This window comes from Nitrosovibrio sp. Nv17, from assembly GCF_900119085.1.
Lineage (GTDB): Bacteria > Pseudomonadota > Gammaproteobacteria > Burkholderiales > Nitrosomonadaceae > Nitrosospira.
This window is the reverse complement of sequence record NZ_FPIQ01000017.1, coordinates 13,818-32,339: the sequence shown is the minus strand read 5'-3', so window position 1 is coordinate 32,339 and position 18,522 is coordinate 13,818. Positions and strand designations below refer to the sequence as shown.

Sequence of the window (18,522 nt, the reverse complement as noted above, 5' to 3'; positions counted from 1 at the left end):
TTCCGCGAACGCAGCGATGGGATGGGGATCCGCCGGTATCGGCGGATCTTCAGCCATCCGTGGAGCGGCGGTTTTCGTGGGCCTGGAAAATCCTGGCGGATACGATAGGGATGAGATAGATCAATAAGATATGTATATGGATGTAATTTATCTCACCCGAACGGGTGATAACAATGAGCAAGGACATAATGTTCGCAGCGGTTCAGGGCAAGGATCGTCAATATATCAAGGAGGGGGTGCTGGCAAGCCAGGATGGCATCATCGTGAAATTCACGGGGGAACAGTTCAACCAAACCGATCTTGATATATGGGAGACCATCGTTCATATGGCCCATGACCGGCCCCTTGGCACATTTTGCAGCTTTACGGCGCACGGGCTTTTAAGGAAGCGCTGATCAATGCCACCCTCTCGGGATTTTCGATCTCGGAAGGCGTTCTGCTGCAATTTCCGCCTTCATGGCGTACAGAATCAATTAATTCGAATATTCTACAGCGCCAAACATCAGCGTTTCCCTAGACACTGTCGTCACGAGATTATGGTTTAATAGTGATTTTCCAGGATATTTGCTATCCAATGACCGAGAGCTGCCGGCGACACGATATTTCAGAGCATACATGGCAGTTACTCGAACCCCTGCTTCCGGGGCGCTCTGGGGCATGGGGCGGAGTTGCCCAAGACAATCGGCGCTTCATCGATGCCGTATTCTGGATCCTTCGTACAGGCGCTCCCTGGCGGGATCTGCCGCCTGCGTACGGGGACTGGAAGAACACCCATCGACGTTTCTGCCGCTGGCGTGATCAAGGGGTATGGGAATCGCTGTTTGAGAAACTGGTTGCTGACCCGGACTTTGAATGGCTGATGATCGACGCCAGCCATTGCAAGGTGCACCCGCAGGCTGCGGGCGCACGGGGCGGCAATCAAGGCATGAGCCGCACAAAAGGGGGCTCAACACCAAGGTACATCTGGCCGTGGATGCGCATGGTATGCCGCTCAGAGTTATTGTTACAGAAGGTACCCGCGCTGATTGTGCAAAGGCTGGGGAGTTGATCGAAGGCTTCGAGGCAGGACACCTGATTGCCGATAAGGGCTATGACAGTGAGGCGATCGTCGAGAAGGCAAAAGCACGAGGCATTCGCTGTGTCATTCCACCGCGCAGGGATCGAAGACAGCTGCGCGAATATGACCGTGCTCTCTACAGGCTGCGCCATCTGGTCGAGAACACGTTTCTGCACCTCAAGGGTTGGCGCGGGATTGCCACACGGTACGCAAGGAACTTGTCTTCATTCATTGCCATTATTCACATCCGATGCCTCGCCTTGTGGCTCAAAGTCTTGTGACGACACTATCTAGTCTTTGCTTTCCAGTTCATCCAGTATGTTTTGCAGGGAATAATCTGCAAGGCCGCTTTGCTCGCCCTCAATCAAGGCGTGACGTAGCGCTTCCAGCTTGGTCTCACGTTCTTCCAGCAGGCGAAGGCCGGCGCGTATGGCTTCACTGGCTGAGCCGTAACGCCCGGATTCGATTTGATGGGCGAGAAACTTCTCAAAATGCTCGCCCAGCGTAACACTGGTGTTTTTTTGTACCCGCATGGTTTCCTCAATAAATTAAATTTATACCTAATTATAATATTTATTGGTATCTGAGGCAATTTAAATATAAAGGCTGTAGCGCAATACGCCAAGCGAATCTGCGATATTGGAATCTTAGCCTTACGCCAATTATGATATGGAGGTGTGGCTCAGGCTGCATTTGAGTTCCTCCCTCAATTCTTGACTTAGAACGGCATGGTAACCGCGCCGACGCACCTGCGCTTCCCACTGATACGGCCCCCCTTGCGAAACGTTGCCATATGTTCGCCTACTCGAAGACAGTTGCGAATATGACCGTGATCTCGACAGGCTGGCCACCTGGTTGAGAACGCATTCCTGCACCGCAAGGGCTGGCGCGGGATTGCCACACGATATGCAAAGAACTTATCTTCATTCGTTGCCATTATTCACATCCGCTGCCTCGCCTTTCGACCCAAGGCAACCTTGAGGGCTTCAGCGATACATAGACATGGCCACGCTATGCGCCCGTGGTCGAGACCCGGAATTCGCGCACGGCGTCGATGGCCTGCAATGCCTGCGCCAGCCCCGAGGCCCCGCTGAGGTCGGTGGTCTTGACCTCCATGCGGTACTCGAATAGGCCGGCCGGGGTAACGCAGTAGCTCGTCGTCACGATCTCGAACCCATGTTCGATCGCCAGCGCGCGCACCTCCTCCTCCGGCAGGGCCGCATGGCGGTCGAAGCCCACGCAATACTGGACGTAGGACTGCCGCGGGATGCGCTCCTCGATCCGGCGGAACAGCGAGAGCGCTCCCAGGGTCAGCAGGGTTCCCAGGATTGCGGGCAGGAAAAAGCCGATGCCCATCAGGATGCCGATACCGGCGGTGATCCAGATGGAAGCCGCGGTGGTCAGGCCGCGCACGCTCAGGCCCTCCTTGAAAATGACGCCGGCGCCCAGGAAACCGATGCCCGTCATGATGCCCTGCGACATGCGCGTCGGATCCATGCGCACGAATTCCCCCGATATGTTGGGCGGCAGCCATTTCCACTGGTAGAGCGTCACCAGCATCAATAGGCTGGAGGCGAGGCAGACCAGGACGTGCGTCCGGAAGCCGGCCGGATGCCCGTGCACGCTGCGTTCGAGCCCGATCGCGCCGCCTGCCAGCACCGCGGCCACCAGATGGATCGCGATCGTGATGGAATCCCCCATGTCTGCCATGATCCTCCAATTTTCACTCATGATCGACCAGGTACCGATTTTTCGTCCCGCCACCCCCAACCCGCTGAATGCATGGGGAGCATTCGGCTTCGGCGCTCTCCCCTCGGCGCCATCCATAAGGGTTCCGGCCGGCGGCACATGATCGGAACGGCTGATGGTGGGACTGCAGGGGACACGCAATCTCCTGAACGCCCGATCATTCTTCTACAGCCTGTTAACGTCCGCGGCGGTCGCCTGGGTCAGTGCAGAAAAAGGCGCAAGGCGACCGGGTGCCGTTTCATGTCATGAAAGTCATTTCCAACACCCCGGGCGGGTGATGGCGGCAGGGTTCGATGGATTCGAAGGCGAAGCCGGCGTGAGCGCGCACGCCGACCGCCATTGTCGCCAATCCCTGCAACGATGTCCAATTATTCCGGGTCAATTCGAGACCACGGCGGGTCGTTTCCGCAGAAAACACCGTTTTGACAGGGTCCGCAATGCGGTCAGGCCCATCGTACTGCCGCCACGCCAAAAATCGACACTGCTTATTGCAACGTCACCATTGCTTTCCGCCAAATGCAGGGTATTTACGATACCTGACACATTCATTGGCGACCAGGAGTGATAAAAAGAAGAGTTTAGAAAACACTCCCACGGGTGAGGGGAGTATCTCCGGCCTGAAGGGTTTCCATGTAATGACCTGCCGGAACCTGTGCCGTTCATGCCGCCAATGCATATGCCTCAGCGGAGGTCTTCATATCCAGCGCCCGATGTTTAGGCTAGGGCATGTCAGCCGAGTATGACGAAATATGACGGGAACGTCGCTATTTCGACATGAAAGACTTCAGGGGGGCGGGCTCCACCCCCTGCCGTAAGCAAGGACAGCAACGTTTTTGTCCCTGACGCTTCCCGGCAAAAATTACGGTGGATTCCGGACTTGTCTGTTAGCTTTCCAACGATTGTTTCCATGACAAGATTCTCACATAAAACTCACAAAATCAATGTGATAATTTTTACTGGCGTCAGGATACGCCAAATACCAGCACGTTTTTTATCCTGCTGTACCAATCATGATGAAATCACTAGCCGCCCGCTGAAGCGGGTGGACTGAGGACGATGACTAAAATCAAGGCGCGGTATTTCAGATCGATCCACGACAAATCCATGCCGCTGTTCAACCTGTCTAACCAACCTAAGCGGCATGCAAATGGTCACTAACCTACCCGTCGTTCTAGGCTTGATCGCCACCCTGGTATTGGATGGATGCCATCCGAAAGCCGAGACACATGAAGAAATGCCAAGATATGAGGCAACCACGCCATTCCGCGAAGACACTTCCATCCTGGAAGCCTATGTCTGTCAGATTCGTGCCATCAGACATATCGAAGTCCGCTCTTTGGAAAAGGGCTACTTGACCCATTTTTTTGTGGACGAAGGGCAATGGGTAAAAAAGGGACAGCCCATGTTCAAGATCATGCCCAACGTCTATCAGGCGGAACTTCTAAGAGCGCAAGCCGAAGCGCAAAATGTGGACATCGAATACCGCAATACCCAGGCCCTGGCTGACAAGAATATCGTATCAGCCAATGAACTGGCGTTGGCAAGAGCAAGATTGGATAAAGCCAACGCGGAGGTGGAACTGGCGAAAACCCACCTGGGTTTCACCGATATCAGAGCACCTTTTGATGGGATTACGGATCATCTGGCCGTCAGGGTCGGCAGCCTTCTCGATGAAGGTGATTTGTTGACGGAGCTGTCTGATATCAGCCAGTTGTGGGTCTATTTCAACGTCCCGGAAGCCAGGTATCTGTATTTTATAACGCGCGAAAATGGCAAGATCAATGAAACGGTGCAGTTAAGGATGGCAAATGGCGAGATTTACAATCACACGGGAGTCGTCGAGACGATTGTAGGTGATTTTTTTAATACCTCCGGCAATGTCCAGTTCCGTGCCTTGTTCGCCAACCCGGACAGAATTCTCAGGCATGGTCAGACAGGAACGATCCTGATGACCATACCTTACCCAAACGCCATGCTCATCCCTCAGAAAGCGACGTTCGAAATCATGGATAAAATCTATCTCTACGTCATAGACAAGGAAGAAAAAGTGGAGCAAAGGCTTGTCCATATAGAGGCCGAATTGCCACACATGTTTATTGTCAAGGCTGGCCTGAATGACGGCGACAGGATTTTGCTCGAGGGTATGCGCAAGGTTAGTCCTGGAGAGAAGGTGATGATCGATTTGAGGCCACCCCAAGAGGTTCGCTCCGAGTTGATGAAATTGTATACCGAGTGACCTTTTTAGCCAGAATCAAGCCATGTTTGGTATTTTTCTCAAAAGACCCGTGCTGGCGATCGTGTTGTCGCTGCTGTTCATATTCATGGGCTTTTTGGCAATGAAATCATTGCCCGTCGCGCAGTTTCCGGATATTGCGCCGCCCCGGGTCACGGTTGCAGTATCGTTTCCAGGTGCCAGCGCCGAAGTGCTGGTGAAATCGTCCCTGATCCTCCTGGAACGCGCTATCAATGGCGTGCCTGGCATGAGATACATCACTTCGGATGCGACCAGCGCCGGCGAGGCGACCATTCAAGTGTATTTCCATTTAGGCGTCGATCCTAATATCGCGATGGTCAACGTGAAGACGCGCGTGGATCAGATGATGAGCCGGCTGCCCGCACTGGTGCAGCTGGAAGGGGTGATCGTAAACTTCGTCCAGCCCAGCATGCTCATGTATGTCAACCTCTTCAGCACAGACAAGGACGCCGATCAGAAGCTTTTGTTCAATTATGCCTATGTCAGTGTTATTCCGGAAATCCAGCGCATTACTGGAATTGCCCAAGCAACCATACTGGGTTCCCGCCAATATGCGATGCGGATTTGGATGAACCCGGAACGGATGAGAGCCTATAACATCTCGTCAGAAGATGTGATGAAGGCACTCGCGACTCAAAGCATTATCGGACGACCTGGTCGGCTGGGCCAGAGCACAGGCAGGCTCGCCCAGTCCAAAGAGTATGTGCTGGTTTATAAGGGACGCTTCAACAAGCCGGAAGAATATGAGGACATTATTCTCCGGGCGGCTCCAACAGGCGAGATTCTGCGCATTCGAGACGTTGCCAAGGTCGATCTGGACAGCGAGTTTTATAACATTTTCTCCGATAAGGACGGATACCCTTCCGCGTCCATCGTGCTGAAGCAAAACTACGGCACCAATGCCCAGGTAGTCATAGAGAATGTGAAGAAAAAACTGGAAGAATTGAAAAAATCCTTCCCGAAAGACATGGACTACGAAATCAATTACGATGTGTCGCGCTTCGTTGAGGCGTCCATCGAGCAAGTGCTGCACACATTGGCGGAAGCCTTCGTTCTGGTCTCCCTGGTGGTCTTCATTTTCCTGGGTGACTGGCGTTCCACCCTGATTCCCGTCCTCGCGGTGCCGGTTTCGCTGATCGGGGCGTTTGCCGCCATGTCTGCGTTCGGGCTTTCCATCAACCTCATCACCTTGTTTGCCTTGGTGCTGGCTATCGGTATCGTGGTCGATGATGCCATTGTGGTAGTGGAGGCAGTGCATGCGAAAATGGAGGCCGAGCATTGCAGCCCCTTTGAAGCCTCCCGAAAAGTGTTGACGGAAATCGGTGGCGCCATCATAGCGATAACGCTGGTCATGGTATCGGTGTTCGTCCCTCTTGCATTCATGCCAGGACCGGTCGGGGTGTTTTATCGACAGTTCGCCATCACCATGGCGTCGTCGATCATCATTTCAGCCATTGTGGCTTTATCGCTCACCCCGGTCCTGTGTGCCATGATACTTAAGAACACTCACGGCCAGAAGAAACGGAAGAACCCGATAAGCCTTTTCATCGATGGCTTTAACTTTGTTTTCGAGAAGGTCACCGGCCGCTACATCAGATTGCTGAATGTCACCGTCACCCGGCGCCTGGTCACGCTTCTGGTATTGGCCGGGTTTGGCTTCGGCATTTTCGTGGTCGATAAAACCTTGCCTTCCGGTTTTATCCCCGGCGAAGATCAAGGCATGATTTATGCAATCATCCAGACACCGCCCGGGTCAACCATCGAAGTGACCAACAAAGTGGCGCGTCAGCTGGAAATAATGGCCGCAGAAATCGAAGGCGTGCAATCGATCTCTTCCCTGGCCGGCTACGAAGTGCTCACCGAAGGCCGTGGATCAAATGCGGGGACTGTTGTTGTCAACATGAAAGATTGGTCGCAACGCAAACTTTCGGTCACTCAGGTCATCCACCAACTCGAGGAAAAAGCCCACGACCTGGGTGCGACCATCGAGTTTTTTCAACCGCCGGCAGTGCCGGGATACGGTGCGGCATCGGGTTTGTCGTTTCGCTTGCTGGACAAGACGCTGGACACGGATTTCTTCGAATTCGACGAACTTAACAAAACGTTTATGGAAGCGATGCGTCAACGCAAGGAATTGACCGGCCTGTTCACTTTTTATGCGGCCAATTATCCGCAATACGAACTGGTCATCGACAATAGGCTGGCCATGCAGAAGGGGATCAACATCAACGACGCGATGAATCAGCTGGACATCATGATCGGCAGTACTTATGAACAAGGCTTTATTCGCTTCAATAACTTTTTTAAGGTCTACGCCCAGGCGTTGCCGGAATTCAGGCGCGCCCCTGAAGATGTGTTGAAATATTTTGTGAAGAATGATGAAGGCGAAATGGTGCCGTACTCCGCCTTCATGACCATGGTGAAAAAGCAGGGGCCCAACGAACTGACGCGCTATAACCTCTATAACTCGTCGGCGATCCGGGCCGAACCCGCAGCCGGCTATACCACTGGCGCAGCCATCAAGGCAATCGAAGAGGTTGCGGAAGCCACGTTGCCGAAAGGTTTTGAAGTTGCCTGGGAAGGCTTGACATACGACGAAGCCCTCCGGGGCAACGAAGCACTGATGATCTTCGCCGTCGTTATCCTGTTTGTCTATCTGGTGCTGGCCGCACAATACGAAAGCTTTGCCCTGCCCCTGGTCGTGTTGTGTTCGCTACCCCCTGGCATTTTCGGTGCCTTTTTGCTGTTGAAAGAAGCGGGGCTTGCCAATGATGTCTATTCCCAGCTGGGAATGGTGATGCTGATTGGCTTGCTCGGCAAAAACGCGGTGTTGATCGTCGAGTTTGCGAGCCAGAAGCAAGGCCAAGGCATGACGGTCAGAGAAGCGGCGATTGCAGGCGCAAAAGAACGTTTTCGGCCGATTCTGATGACTTCATTTGCCTTTGTAGCCGGATTGATACCCCTGGCGATGGCGACGGGCGCCGGAGCGGTGGGCAACAGGACGATCGGCACCTCGGCACTGGGTGGGATGCTTACCGGTACCGTGTTTGGCGTCATCGTTATTCCAGGACTTTATTATATTTTTGCGAAAATGGCAGAGGGTAAAAAATTGATACAAGGCGAAGACCTTGATCCTCTGGCGGAAATCTATCACTACGGCCCGGATGACAATGAAAAATAAGACATTTCGGCTTATGGTTCTGGTCGTGTTGGGGCTGATGCTGCAGGGCTGTATTCCTAAGCTGGCCGTCAAGAAAGAAGATACGCGTCTTCCTGATACTTTTGAGCCGGGTGTTTCGGAAGCGGCCAATTCGGCGGATGTCAAGTGGAAAGATTTTTTCGATGACTCCGCCTTGTTGGGCTTGCTGGACATAGCTGTTGCTAATAACAAAGAAATCAACATCATGATGCAGCGCATCAGCATCGCACAGAATGAAATCCAGGCGCGTAGAGGCGAATATCTGCCGTTTGTAAAATTTCGTGTCGGCGCAGGCGGTGACAAGATCGGCGAGTTTACGCGCCAGGGCGCTATTGAAGAGCATCTGCCGTTAGCCGGCCATGCCTTTCCTACGTTTCTTGGCGATTTCCGATTTGAGCTGTTTTCAACGTGGGAGTTGGATGTATGGAAAAAATTGAGGAATGCGAAACAAGTGGCCGTGCTGGAGTACATGGCGTCTGAAGAAGGAAAGAATTTTCTTGTGACCAACCTGGTCGCCGAAGTTGCTCATTCGTACTACGAACTGCTTGCCCTGGACAACCACCTTGAGAATTTAGAGCAAAATATCAGGATTCAGCAAAATGCGTTGGAGATGGTCAGGCAGCTTCTGCTGTATGCAAGAGCAACTGCACTTGGGGTCAGACGTTATGAAGCAGAAGTGGCAAAGAACAAAAGCAACATATACAAACTTAAACAGGATATCACGGTTGTTGAGAACCGGATCAACGTCCTGCTGGGGAGAACGTCGCAGCCTATCCAGCGTGCTTCCAGCGGTTTTATGGAGCAAAACCCCAAAGTGCTCATGACGGGTATTCCGTCGCAATTGCTGCAAAACAGGCCTGATATCAAGCAGGCGGAGCTTGAGCTGTCGGCAGCGGAATTAAACATAAAGGTGGCCAGGGCAAATTTCTATCCCGCCTTTAGCATAAACGCCGGGATAGGGTTCGAAGCTTTCGCGCTCAAGTACCTGATCAATACCCCCGAATCATTGGCGGCTGCCGTTACCAAAGAGATAGTAACCCCGCTGGTCAACAGGAACGCTATCGAAGCCGAATATAAAAACGCCAATGCCAAGCAGATTCAGGCAGCTTTTGAGTATGAGCAAAGCATCATCAAAGCTTATGCGGAAGTGGTGAATCAAATTTCAAATATCGATAACCTCAATAAAAGCTATCAGATGAAGACAAGCCAGGTGGAAGCGCTCGTCCAATCAATCGATGTCGCTAGCCAGCTATTCAAATCCGCTCGTGCGGACTACCTGGATGTGCTGTTGGCACAAAGGGATACCCTGGATGCCAAGCAGGATCTCATCGAAACGCAACAAAAGAAATTTGATGCAATGGTGGATCTTTATAAATCACTTGGCGGCGGTTGGCAGTAGCAGGATGAAAGGAAGGAGCGGTTCAAAAAAGTACAGGTTCATGTTTTTGAGCCATCACTGAGAAGCTGTTGGGAAATTCCCGTTTTGTTTTATAAGCGAGAGAACAACGTCGGCTGATCCAGGGCCTGTCAACACTTGTTTCATGCTCGCGACGGTGACGGATTTCAGCTGGAACGAGGGGCGAGCCTTGCACCAGAGCAAGCTCTGCAAAAGGCGATCACTGCCAGGCTCGTTTTGCAGCAAGCCCGGCAAAGCCGGGGCATCGAGCACGACGCTCATTCATTCGCTTCCCGCTTTTGCTGCTGGATACCGTTCCGCGATCCATTATTCAGATGGGTTTGATGGGTTGCGCTGCGCTCCACCCATCCTACCACCCGTCCTGTTCCTCTCTTGTCCCCCGCAGCAGTCCATCGAACCGAAATCAAAACCCGATGTGGGAATGGCTTGTTCTCTTATTCCAATGGGCTTGTCTGCGGTAGGATGGGTGGAGCGCAGCGCAACCCATCGAACATGTCTTGTCTTCCGTGGCCACTCATTTGGACTTGCCTCAATTTGAGAATGGCTTATTCTGGATGGATGGAGCGAAGCCCAACCCATCAAGCTTGTCCGAAGACCAGCGGTTGCCGGAGCCGGATTCAGAGGAAAGACCCGCGGGGCAGGAGAATGCAGCCATGAACGACCGGACCGAATGGTCCCCGGAAGCGGGCGGAATCCGCTGCGCCGGTTCCCATGAAGCGCGGGCCGATGGCCAGTGTTCCCGGCGCCCGTCGCGGCTGCGGTCATGACCCTTTTGCCCGACAGCTGGATGCGGATTACGGTGGCCCTGGGCATCGGGCTGCTGATCGGGGTGGAGCGCGAGCGCAGGAAGGGCGAGGGGCGGCACCGCGCGCCGGCGGGGATACGCACCTACGCGGTCACGGCGCTGCTCGGGGCGATCGGCTTCGAACTGGGAGGCGTTCCGCTGCTGGCGGTGGTGGCGCTCGCCGTGGCCGGCTTCATCGCGCTGGGATATTTCCGCACCCGGCCGCGGAGCGATCCCGGCCTGACCAGCGAGATGGTCCAGCTCCTGACGCTGCTGCTGGGCGCGCTCGCCATGCGCGAGCCGTTGCTCGCCTCCGCCCTGGGCGTGACGGTGGCCCTGCTGCTCGCGGCCCGCACCCGCATCCACACCTTCGTGCGCGAGACGCTGACGGAGGCCGAGCTGCACGATGCGCTGGTGCTGGCCGGCGCCGCGCTGGTGATCCTGCCGCTGATGCCGGATCGCCACATGGGGCCGTTCGACGCCATCAACCCGCATCTGCTGTGGATCATCGTGGTGCTGATGATGGCGATCAGCGCCGGGGGATACATCGCCCTGCGGTTGCTGGGGCCGCGCTACGGGCTGCCCGTCGCCGGGCTGGCATCCGGATTCGTGTCCAGCTCGGCGACCATCGCGTCGATGGGTTCGCTTGCCAGACGCAAGTCCGAGCTCATGGCGGCGGCGACGGGGGGCGCAGTGCTTTCCACCGTGGCGACCATCGTGCAGATGGCGCTGATACTGGGAGCTGCGCATCCTCCCACGCTGGGTGCGCTGGCGCTGCCGCTCCTGTCGGCGGGCGCGGCGGCCACTGCCTATGGCGGATGGGTTCTCAGGCAGGCGTTGCGGCAGAACACTCCGGATACGATCGAGATGGGGCGCGCGTTCAGTTTCCGCAGTGCGCTCATGCTGGCGGCGATGATGGGGGGCGTGCTGCTGGCCGCAGCGGCGCTCAACAGCTGGCTGGGCAGCGCCGGGCTGATCGCCGGCACGGCCATCGCCGGCTTCGCCGACACGCACGCACCCGCAGTGTCGGTCGCTTCCCTGGTCGCGGGGGGCAAGCTCGGTGCGGACGATGCAGTCGTGCCCATTCTGCTCGCCATGAGCACCAATACCGTGACCAAGGTGGTGCTGGCGTTCACCAGCGGTGGGCGCGGCTTTGCCCTGCGGATCGTGCCGGGGCTGATTCTGACCATCGCGGCCGCCTGGCTCGGCAGCCTCGCCACATTCGGCTGAGTCCGATCTCCCCGGATTCGCGGGTCAATTCCAGATCGCATCCATCGCGAGCAGGATGCGAGGCTCGTCCACGGAGGGAACGGCCGGGGAGCGGTGAATCGCGCCGCGGGCGGCGTTGTCCGGCCACAGCGTGCCCTTGAGCAGCACCACGTCGAAGGAGCAGGCGGCTTCCACCGTGGTTCCGCGGTCGAACAGGCCCGAAGCGTGGTCGGGCAGGCCGGTGGATCCGCGGCCAAGCCGGTCGCGGTCTACTCCCGCATCATCGATCCATTCGGTGCCTGGCCCCAGGTAGGCGCACGTCAGGCGTATCCCGGTGCGGTCCACGTGGAAGCGCGGGCACATGGCGTGGCGCAGCACTTCCAGGCGCAGGCCCACGGCCGGGCATCCCAGCAGGTCGGAATACAGCGACGAGAGCCCATGGATGTCATCGATCATGGCAAGTCGATCCGGTCCGTCCGGCAGCAGGGCCGGATCGACTCGCCGGTTTGCTGCGACGGTGGTGCGAAAGCCGCTCCCCAGGGCGCCGCTTGCCGCGGCCTGTTGCAGAAAGGCGGTGATGGCGGGGTCGGCGCGGCGTCGCCAGCGGACGACCTGCATGCCTGCATCGAAGATTCGGACCAGGTCTTCCGCTTGCCGCGTCGTGCACGCGTATGGCCGGCGCGCGGAATCGGCGAGGGGAGGAGATGGCTTGCAGAGGGCGGCGGGCATGACGGCGTGTTTGCGAAGAAGAGGGTGTGGTGATCAATAATCAAGGTCGATGGCCGCGTTCCAGCAGCTCGTGGCGCTCCTGTGCCTCAATGCAGAGGGTGGCGGTGGGGCGTGCCAGCAGGCGCGGTATGCCGATCGGTTCACCCGTCTCCGCGCACCAGCCATAGGTGCCGTTCTCGATACGCTGCAGGGCCTCCTCGATCTTCCCCAGCAGCTTGCGTTCGCGGTCCCTCACCCGGAACTCGAGGGAGAATTTTTCTTCCGTGCTTGCGCGGTCGCTGGGATCCGGTTCCGAATCGGTGCTGCGCATCTGCTCCAGCGTGCTGCGGGCGCTTTGCAGCAAGGCATCCCGTTCCTCTTCGAGCAACTGGCGGAAGAATGCCCGCTGCGCCGGCGACATGTATTCGCCCGGCGGCACGGGATGCTCCGGATTTTCTGCTGGTCGGGAGGCTTCCTGGCTTTTCATGAGGCCGTCGCGAGAGTCGGCGCGGATCATGGGGGAGGCCGCGATGCGGGACCTGCGGCCCTTCCGGGGATTCGCTCGAACCAGGCCACGATCCGCTGCCGGTGCGCCTCGCCGTAGTGCCGCACGAAACGGCGGGTTTCCTCATGCCGTGGCTCGCACAATATCGCCAGCCTTTCTTCCACGAATTTTGCGGTCAGCGCAATGCCGCAGTCGTGCTCGATGCAGTGGCGCCATTCCTCGAACGTCTCCGGGATGATCGCGCTCATGACGGATCCAGCGCCTCTTCCACGAGAGGGATCGCCGACCATTCGGGGAGATCGTCGGACAGGGTGCGCCAGTGGGCCGGGCCGCGGGAGATTTCCGCGGGCGTCAGCCGGCAGGCGGAAAAAGCCGCCTCGATCACCGCTCGATCCCACTCGCGGTGGCGCCCGATGAAGACGATCTCGTTGATGCGATCCCCGTAGGGCTTGCGCCAGTTCCGTTCGATCAGGGTACGCTCCCGGCTTCCCCGGGCGGGCCACTGTTTTCGGGGGACCGCCGCCCACCATCGTCCCACCGGTTCCACCGAGGCGGTGTTGCCGGAACGGGAGTAGGCGATCGCCCATTCGGGGCGGCTGGCCAGCCATACGTAGCCCTTGGCCCGCAGGATGCCGGCCAGGGGCAGGCCGAGGAAGGCCGCGAACCGTTGCGGGTGTAGGGGCTCGCACATGCGCAGGATGAAGCTGCCGATGCCGTACTCCTCGGTTTCCGGGGTATGCTCGCCCGCCAGTTCCCTGGCCCAGCCCGCCATCGCGCTGGCGCGATCCAGGTCGAAGCGGCCGGTGCCCAGTATCCTGTCGAGGGGCACCCGGCCATGCTCGGCATGCACGATGTCAGCCACGGGATTGAGCGCCCTGATCGTCCCGATGACGGCATCCAGTCTTGCCTGGCCGACGCGGTCGACCTTGCTGACCACGATCACGTCCGCGAACTCGATCTGCTCCGCCAGCAGGCCCGCCAGGGTGCGTTCATCCCCGTCACCCGCCACCTCGCCGCGCTGCGCCAGCAGATCCTCGCTGGCGTAGTCGTCCAGCAGGTTGACCGCATCCACCACCGTGACCATGGTGTCGATGCGGGCCAGGTCGTTGAGCGAATCGCCGCGTTCGTCACGGAAATCGAAGGTGGCGGCGACCGGCATGGGTTCCCCGATGCCGGTCGACTCGATCATGAGATAGTCGAAGCGGCCCTCCGCCGCAAGCTTGCGCACCTCCGCGAGGAGGTCGCCACGCAGCGTGCAGCAGATGCAGCCGTTGCTCATCTCCACCAGCTTCTCTTCGGTGCGCGACAGCGCCGCGCCGGCATTTTCGGCGCCGCGCTCGACCAGCGAGGCGTCGATGTTGATTTCGCTCATGTCGTTGACGATGACCGCGACGCGCAGCCCCGCGCGATTCGCCAGGACGTGGTTGAGCAGGGTGGTCTTGCCTGCGCCCAGGAATCCGGAGAGTACCGTTACCGGCAGGCGCGTGTCCGTTGTCGTCATGGTGGGTATGGGAAAGTATCGAGCCGGAGCGCTTCCCCATTCAAATAAAATGGGGAAGCGCTGTTTCCGGGGGCGTCGCCGATCAGCGGCGCGCGCGCCTGCGGGCGCCCCAGGTCAGCAGGAACAGCCCGGCGGTGAACATCGCGTAGGTTTCCGGCTCCGGAACGGGCGAGACGGCAAAATCGAAGCTGAACGTACCCGAACTCAGCAGGGGTGATTCCGCACTGGTGTTCAGGAGTTCGAACGTGGCGGAATACACTCCCGCGGCGGCGTCTGCATCCACCCAGTAGATCGGCTTGAACTCGAAGTCGTTTCCGGTTCCCAGTGCGAATACGTCACTGCCGCTGTACGCGTCACGGATGGCTTCGGTCCCGATGTGCAGGCCGGGCGTGCTGTTCACCAGCCTGAGGGCGATCTGCGCACCGTCGAGCGTGCCCGACCAGCGGTTGCTGCTGCTGTGGAACAGCACGTCTTCCACGCCGCCGGGAACATGGCCCGCCAGGGACTGGATGGAGGCGATGCCGAGGTAGCTGTATTCGGAATCGCCTACGCCGGAACGCAGCGTTCCGCCGTACAGGCCGCTGCCCGCCGTGAGGGGAAGAGGATCCTCGCGGGAGGAGATTTCAGGAATCCGGTTGTTCGAGTTGGTGGAAAGTATTTCCGGCGCGCCGGCGGGGCCGGCATAGCCGTACGTGCCGATGCCATGAAAATGGTTGCCATGGTCGAGCAGGAGAGTGAGACGATCCGCATTGGGGTTGGAAAGACTGGCATAGGTGCCGGAGGCGATGGTGGCCAGGGCATCGTAACCGACGTAGAAGCCGATGCCTTCGTCATGCCGTGACGACGCCGAGGCGTCGAGGGATGCCAGGATCATCAGGCCGGCCAGACCCAGGGCGGTTCCTCCAGTGGTATTGCGTAGTATGAGGCGCATATACATTCTCCTTCTGCGGTTATAAAATGGGCCCTGCCCACGTTTCTTGCCACGAATGCGCGTGGTGGCCGCCTGCCGTCATCGGCGGGCCGCCGCCAGCGGCATGCATGGTGCTATTGATAATAAGTTATCAATAGCATATAGTCAAGGCGATGCGGGATCATTTTGTGCAGGCTGGCCCTTTTTTATTGCATGCGGCGGATCGATGAGTCCGCCGCTCTGATCGTGCCGAGGTGATATGGAACGCAATACCCGACAGCGCAATGCGATACTGGACGTCATCTCGGAGGCGGGCCGGCCCCTGTCCACCCAGGAGATACATGAAACGGGCCGGGCCAGCGTGCCATCGCTCAGCATCGCGACGGTCTACCGAACGGTGAAGGATCTGGTGGCTGCAGGGTGGATACTGCCGGTCAGGCTGCCGGGCGAGGCGGATCGCTACGAGATGGCCAGGCTGGACGATCACTACCACTTCAAGTGCAGTTCCTGCAGCCGGGTGTTCGACATACACGAACGCATCAAGAAGAGCCATCTCCTGGCTCCCCGCGACTTCGTGATCGAGAAGTACGACCTGATCCTGTACGGGCAGTGCAGCGAATGCCGTCACTGAACGCCTGAGCTGGGCGATTGTCGGCGCTGCAGGTGCCGTTCGAGCAGCCTCATTCTTTCCTGCGCCGGGCGGTAGTCCCGGTTGAGCGCCGCGCTGGCGCGATAGAGGCCGAGCGCTTCGTCCAGGCGTCCCTCGCGTTCTGCGATCTGCCCCCACAGGGCCAGGTTGCGGCTGCGGACATGGCTCGCCAGGCGGGCGTCGCCGCCCTGGCGGTATGCGCCGGCCGGATCGTCGGCCAGCAGGGCGGGCAGGCGCCCGTACGACAGCGTGCCCCGCCGGGCGGCAAATCGGGGCGCAAGGTAGATCACCCGGGGATGGTCGTCGGTGCCGATCGGTGCATCGCCGGCGTATTCCCGCAGCCTCGGCGCATCCGCCAGGAACGTGCCGGCCCAGTCCACGCGGCCGCGCAGGCCGAGTCCCTCGAGGTGCTCCGCCAGGCGGGGATCGCCGGCACTGCCGCGGGTGCGATCCAGGCGCGGCATCCCGCCTACCAGGCCCAGCGCCGGAAATTCCAGGTTCTCGTCGGCGAGTATCGCCGCCGCCTCCGGGAACACCTCCAGGAAAGTGGCGACGATGGTGCGTAGCGTGGGCTCGTCGAGCTGGTAGAGGGGCAGCCACTGGCAGAACAGCCCGCCTCTCGCCAGCAGGCTGCGGATGGCGGTGAAGTGCTCGCGCGTGTAGAGGGCGCCGGCGCCATCCAGCGCCGGATGGAACAGATCGCCGATCACGACGTCGTAGAGACTGCCGTTCGCCGCCCGCACGAAGCGCCGTGCATCCGCGTTGACGAGCCGGACGCGCGGGTTCCGCTGGGGTGCGGCATTGTGGGGTTCGAAGAACGGCAGCAGCCCGATGACCTCCGGCACCAGTTCCACAGCGTCGATGCGCAGATCGGCATGTCGCGTGGCCGCGCCCAGGGTCACCCCCGAGGCCACGCCGAGCAGCAGGGCGGTGCGCGGCTGCGGGTGCAGCAGCAGGGGGACGTGCGCCTGGCGCGACTGCAGGCGCACGGCGTCGCGTGCGGTTCCGCCCATCTGGTAGCGGTTGTTGACACGCAGGTTGCGCTCGCCGCCCTTTCCGATCACGGCGACCGACGCCATGACGCCTTCCTGGTGCTCGACCACCCACTCGCCCTGCCGCAGCGTGATGATCCTCAACTCGCCGGGCACCGCCAGCGCCAGCGCCAGGCCGGCCACGCCGGCTGCCGCGGCGCCGGCCAGCCAGGATTTCCGCCGGGAGGGCGCGGGGGAAGAAGCGGGCAGGAGCGGCAGCAGGGCAAGATAGCCGAATCCCAGCAGCGCGAGCGCTCCGCGCGCACCCGCCTGGGGCAGCACCGCGATGCCGAACAGGGCTGCGGCGCATGCCGAGCCCAGCGTGTTCACGGCCACGGCCGCGCCGACGGAGGCGTCCCGATCCCGGCACGCCTGCACCAGATGGCTGAACAGGGCGCCCATCAGCAGGGTGGGCAGCGCCAGTGTCAGCGCGGCGATCATGGCTTCCGAGGTGATGACGGCGGCCAGCGAGTCGCCCAGCGCCAGACGGCTGGCGCGGTAGGCGCCCCGTGCGCCGTCCAGGGTCGCGACTGCCAGCTGGGTGGCCAGCGCCAGGCCGACCAGCAAGCCCGCGGGGAGGGATCGCACACGCTGCGAGTCCCGGCTCCGCGTGGCGTGGCGATAGCAGGCCGCACCGGCTGCCGTGCCGAGCAGATAGACCGCCAGCACTGCGGCATAACTGTATACCGTCCCCTCGAACACCTGTGCCAGCACCCGCACCGCCACGACTTCCAGCCCGATGCCCAGCAGGCCGGTCGTGAAGAGGAGCAGGGCGGCTCTCGCCCCGAGGGGCGCCCGTGTTCGCAAAAGCGCATCCGCTGCCGCCGACCCCTCGATCCGGGCCAGCACCCACGCACTGCCGGCGCATGCCATGTTGGTCAGGACGAACAGGAAAAGCGCCGCGCCGTGCCCGATGGCCGGCATCAGGACGTAGGCGCTGGCGAGGACGCCGAGAACGGCGCCCGCAGTGTTGGCGGCGTAGAGCCCGGCTACCGTCCCGCGGTGCGGCAGGGTGTGCGACACGTGCCGCTCCATGGCGGGAAAGGTCGCGCCCATCGCCACCGTCGCCGGCAGCAGCAGCACGAGCGGCAGCGAAAAGCTGATGAACCACTGGAACAGCGGGGCAGGCGCCGCTCCCAGCAGGGCGTGGGCCAGGGTCGAGAGGAGTGGCTCCATGTGGAACGCCAGCGCCGAGGAAACGGCGATCGCCGCCTCCGCCATGGCGTAGAGCCGGAGGCCGCCGAAGCGCCGCAGGAACGGCTGGTCAGCCGCCCATGACCCCAGGCACAGGCCGAGAAAGAACGCGGTGACGACCCCCATCAGGCTGGAGAACTCGTGCCCGAGGGCCAGTGCCAGGATCTTGGTCCAGACGAACTGATACCCCAGTCCGGCTGCGCCCGATATCGTGAAGATGGGATAGAGAAGCAGGTGCCGCCGGTCGGGCATGTCGGACGGCGGGATCCACGGAGGAGCCCGGTGTGCGGAGCGCATGCTCATCAGGTGTGGAGAGGGGTTGCGGCCATGCCCGGATTGCGGATGGCATGGAATC

General features: G+C 59.6%; 17 protein-coding genes and 1 pseudogene. 9 read left to right on the top strand and 9 right to left on the bottom strand.

From position 1 onward, the window contains the following. Positions 1–173: 173 nt before the first annotated feature. Positions 174–395, top strand: a complete 222-nt coding sequence (locus BT108_RS10010; protein ID WP_143142461.1) for a hypothetical protein — start codon at positions 174–176, stop codon at positions 393–395. Positions 396–574: 179 nt separating this feature from the next. Beyond that, positions 575–1,338, top strand: a protein-coding gene (locus tag BT108_RS13365) for an IS5 family transposase (protein ID WP_143142460.1) whose coding sequence is annotated in 2 segments (ribosomal slippage) — positions 575–935 and positions 935–1,338 — 765 coding nt in all. Because the reading frame shifts where the segments join, the coding sequence is not laid out codon by codon here. Between the two features lie 9 nt (positions 1,339–1,347). Here the strand turns inward: BT108_RS13365 and BT108_RS09995 are convergent. Then, complete coding sequence (locus BT108_RS09995) at positions 1,348–1,590, bottom strand: type II toxin-antitoxin system ParD family antitoxin (RefSeq protein WP_072294390.1); 243 nt, start codon at positions 1,588–1,590, stop codon at positions 1,348–1,350. A 315-nt stretch (positions 1,591–1,905) separates the two neighbouring features. Here BT108_RS09995 and BT108_RS13565 point away from each other — a divergent pair. Further along, positions 1,906–2,016: pseudogene (locus BT108_RS13565) on the top strand (IS5/IS1182 family transposase); the annotation flags it as partial. Between the two features lie 52 nt (positions 2,017–2,068). Here BT108_RS13565 and BT108_RS09990 read toward each other — a convergent pair. After that, positions 2,069–2,758, bottom strand: coding sequence for an MgtC/SapB family protein (locus BT108_RS09990; RefSeq protein WP_072294411.1), 690 nt, complete (start codon positions 2,756–2,758; stop codon positions 2,069–2,071). A gap of 163 nt (positions 2,759–2,921) precedes the next feature. On the opposite strand from BT108_RS09990, the gene BT108_RS13560 reads away from it, so the two are divergent. From BT108_RS13560 to BT108_RS09975, 4 genes are all read left to right on the top strand, one after another. Beyond that, positions 2,922–3,371, top strand: coding sequence for a hypothetical protein (locus tag BT108_RS13560; protein WP_143142459.1), 450 nt, complete (start codon positions 2,922–2,924; stop codon positions 3,369–3,371). A gap of 582 nt (positions 3,372–3,953) precedes the next feature. Further along, positions 3,954–5,042 (top strand): efflux RND transporter periplasmic adaptor subunit, encoded by a 1,089-nt coding sequence (locus BT108_RS09985; RefSeq protein WP_072294389.1) that lies wholly within the window; start codon positions 3,954–3,956, stop codon positions 5,040–5,042. A 22-nt stretch (positions 5,043–5,064) separates the two neighbouring features. Next, entirely contained in the window at positions 5,065–8,241 is a 3,177-nt protein-coding gene (locus tag BT108_RS09980; protein ID WP_072294388.1) for an efflux RND transporter permease subunit, read from the top strand. Further along, on the top strand, positions 8,225–9,658 hold the full coding sequence (locus BT108_RS09975) for a TolC family protein (RefSeq protein WP_177257300.1): 1,434 nt from the start codon (positions 8,225–8,227) through the stop codon (positions 9,656–9,658). Before BT108_RS09980 ends, BT108_RS09975 begins: the two co-directional genes overlap by 17 nt. A gap of 54 nt (positions 9,659–9,712) precedes the next feature. On the opposite strand, the gene BT108_RS09970 is transcribed toward BT108_RS09975, so the two are convergent. Further along, positions 9,713–9,937, bottom strand: coding sequence for a hypothetical protein (locus tag BT108_RS09970; RefSeq protein WP_072294386.1), 225 nt, complete (start codon positions 9,935–9,937; stop codon positions 9,713–9,715). A gap of 502 nt (positions 9,938–10,439) precedes the next feature. Here BT108_RS09970 and BT108_RS09965 point away from each other — a divergent pair. Next, a complete protein-coding gene (locus BT108_RS09965; protein ID WP_072294410.1) occupies positions 10,440–11,690 on the top strand; it encodes an MgtC/SapB family protein in 1,251 nt (416 codons plus the stop codon). Between the two features lie 24 nt (positions 11,691–11,714). Here the strand turns inward: BT108_RS09965 and BT108_RS09960 are convergent, their stop codons facing one another. From BT108_RS09960 to BT108_RS09940, 5 genes are all read right to left on the bottom strand, one after another. Then, positions 11,715–12,398: a DUF1826 domain-containing protein gene (locus BT108_RS09960; protein ID WP_083566360.1), complete on the bottom strand. Its 684-nt coding sequence runs from the start codon at positions 12,396–12,398 to the stop codon at positions 11,715–11,717. A 40-nt stretch (positions 12,399–12,438) separates the two neighbouring features. Further along, positions 12,439–12,798 (bottom strand): RNA polymerase-binding protein DksA, encoded by a 360-nt coding sequence (gene dksA / locus BT108_RS09955; protein ID WP_369817081.1) that lies wholly within the window; start codon positions 12,796–12,798, stop codon positions 12,439–12,441. Positions 12,799–12,890: 92 nt separating this feature from the next. Further along, positions 12,891–13,130 carry a hypothetical protein gene (locus BT108_RS09950; protein WP_072294385.1) on the bottom strand — a complete coding sequence of 80 codons (240 nt, stop codon included), beginning with the start codon at positions 13,128–13,130 and terminating at the stop codon, positions 12,891–12,893. Continuing rightward, the gene (locus BT108_RS09945) at positions 13,127–14,383 is read right to left on the bottom strand and encodes a GTP-binding protein (protein WP_072294384.1); all 1,257 of its coding nucleotides are present in this window, start codon (positions 14,381–14,383) and stop codon (positions 13,127–13,129) included. Before BT108_RS09945 ends, BT108_RS09950 begins: the two co-directional genes overlap by 4 nt. A gap of 82 nt (positions 14,384–14,465) precedes the next feature. Continuing rightward, on the bottom strand, positions 14,466–15,314 hold the full coding sequence (locus BT108_RS09940; RefSeq protein WP_072294383.1) for an all3515 family Zur-repressed PEP-CTERM protein: 849 nt from the start codon (positions 15,312–15,314) through the stop codon (positions 14,466–14,468). Between the two features lie 238 nt (positions 15,315–15,552). Here BT108_RS09940 and BT108_RS09935 point away from each other — a divergent pair, with 238 nt between their 5' ends. Continuing rightward, positions 15,553–15,924, top strand: coding sequence for a Fur family transcriptional regulator (locus tag BT108_RS09935; RefSeq protein WP_072294382.1), 372 nt, complete (start codon positions 15,553–15,555; stop codon positions 15,922–15,924). On the opposite strand, the gene BT108_RS09930 is transcribed toward BT108_RS09935, so the two are convergent. Further along, positions 15,918–18,419 (bottom strand): spermine/spermidine synthase domain-containing protein, encoded by a 2,502-nt coding sequence (locus BT108_RS09930; protein WP_072294381.1) that lies wholly within the window; start codon positions 18,417–18,419, stop codon positions 15,918–15,920. The genes BT108_RS09935 and BT108_RS09930 overlap by 7 nt on opposite strands. Positions 18,420–18,522: the final 103 nt, after the last annotated feature.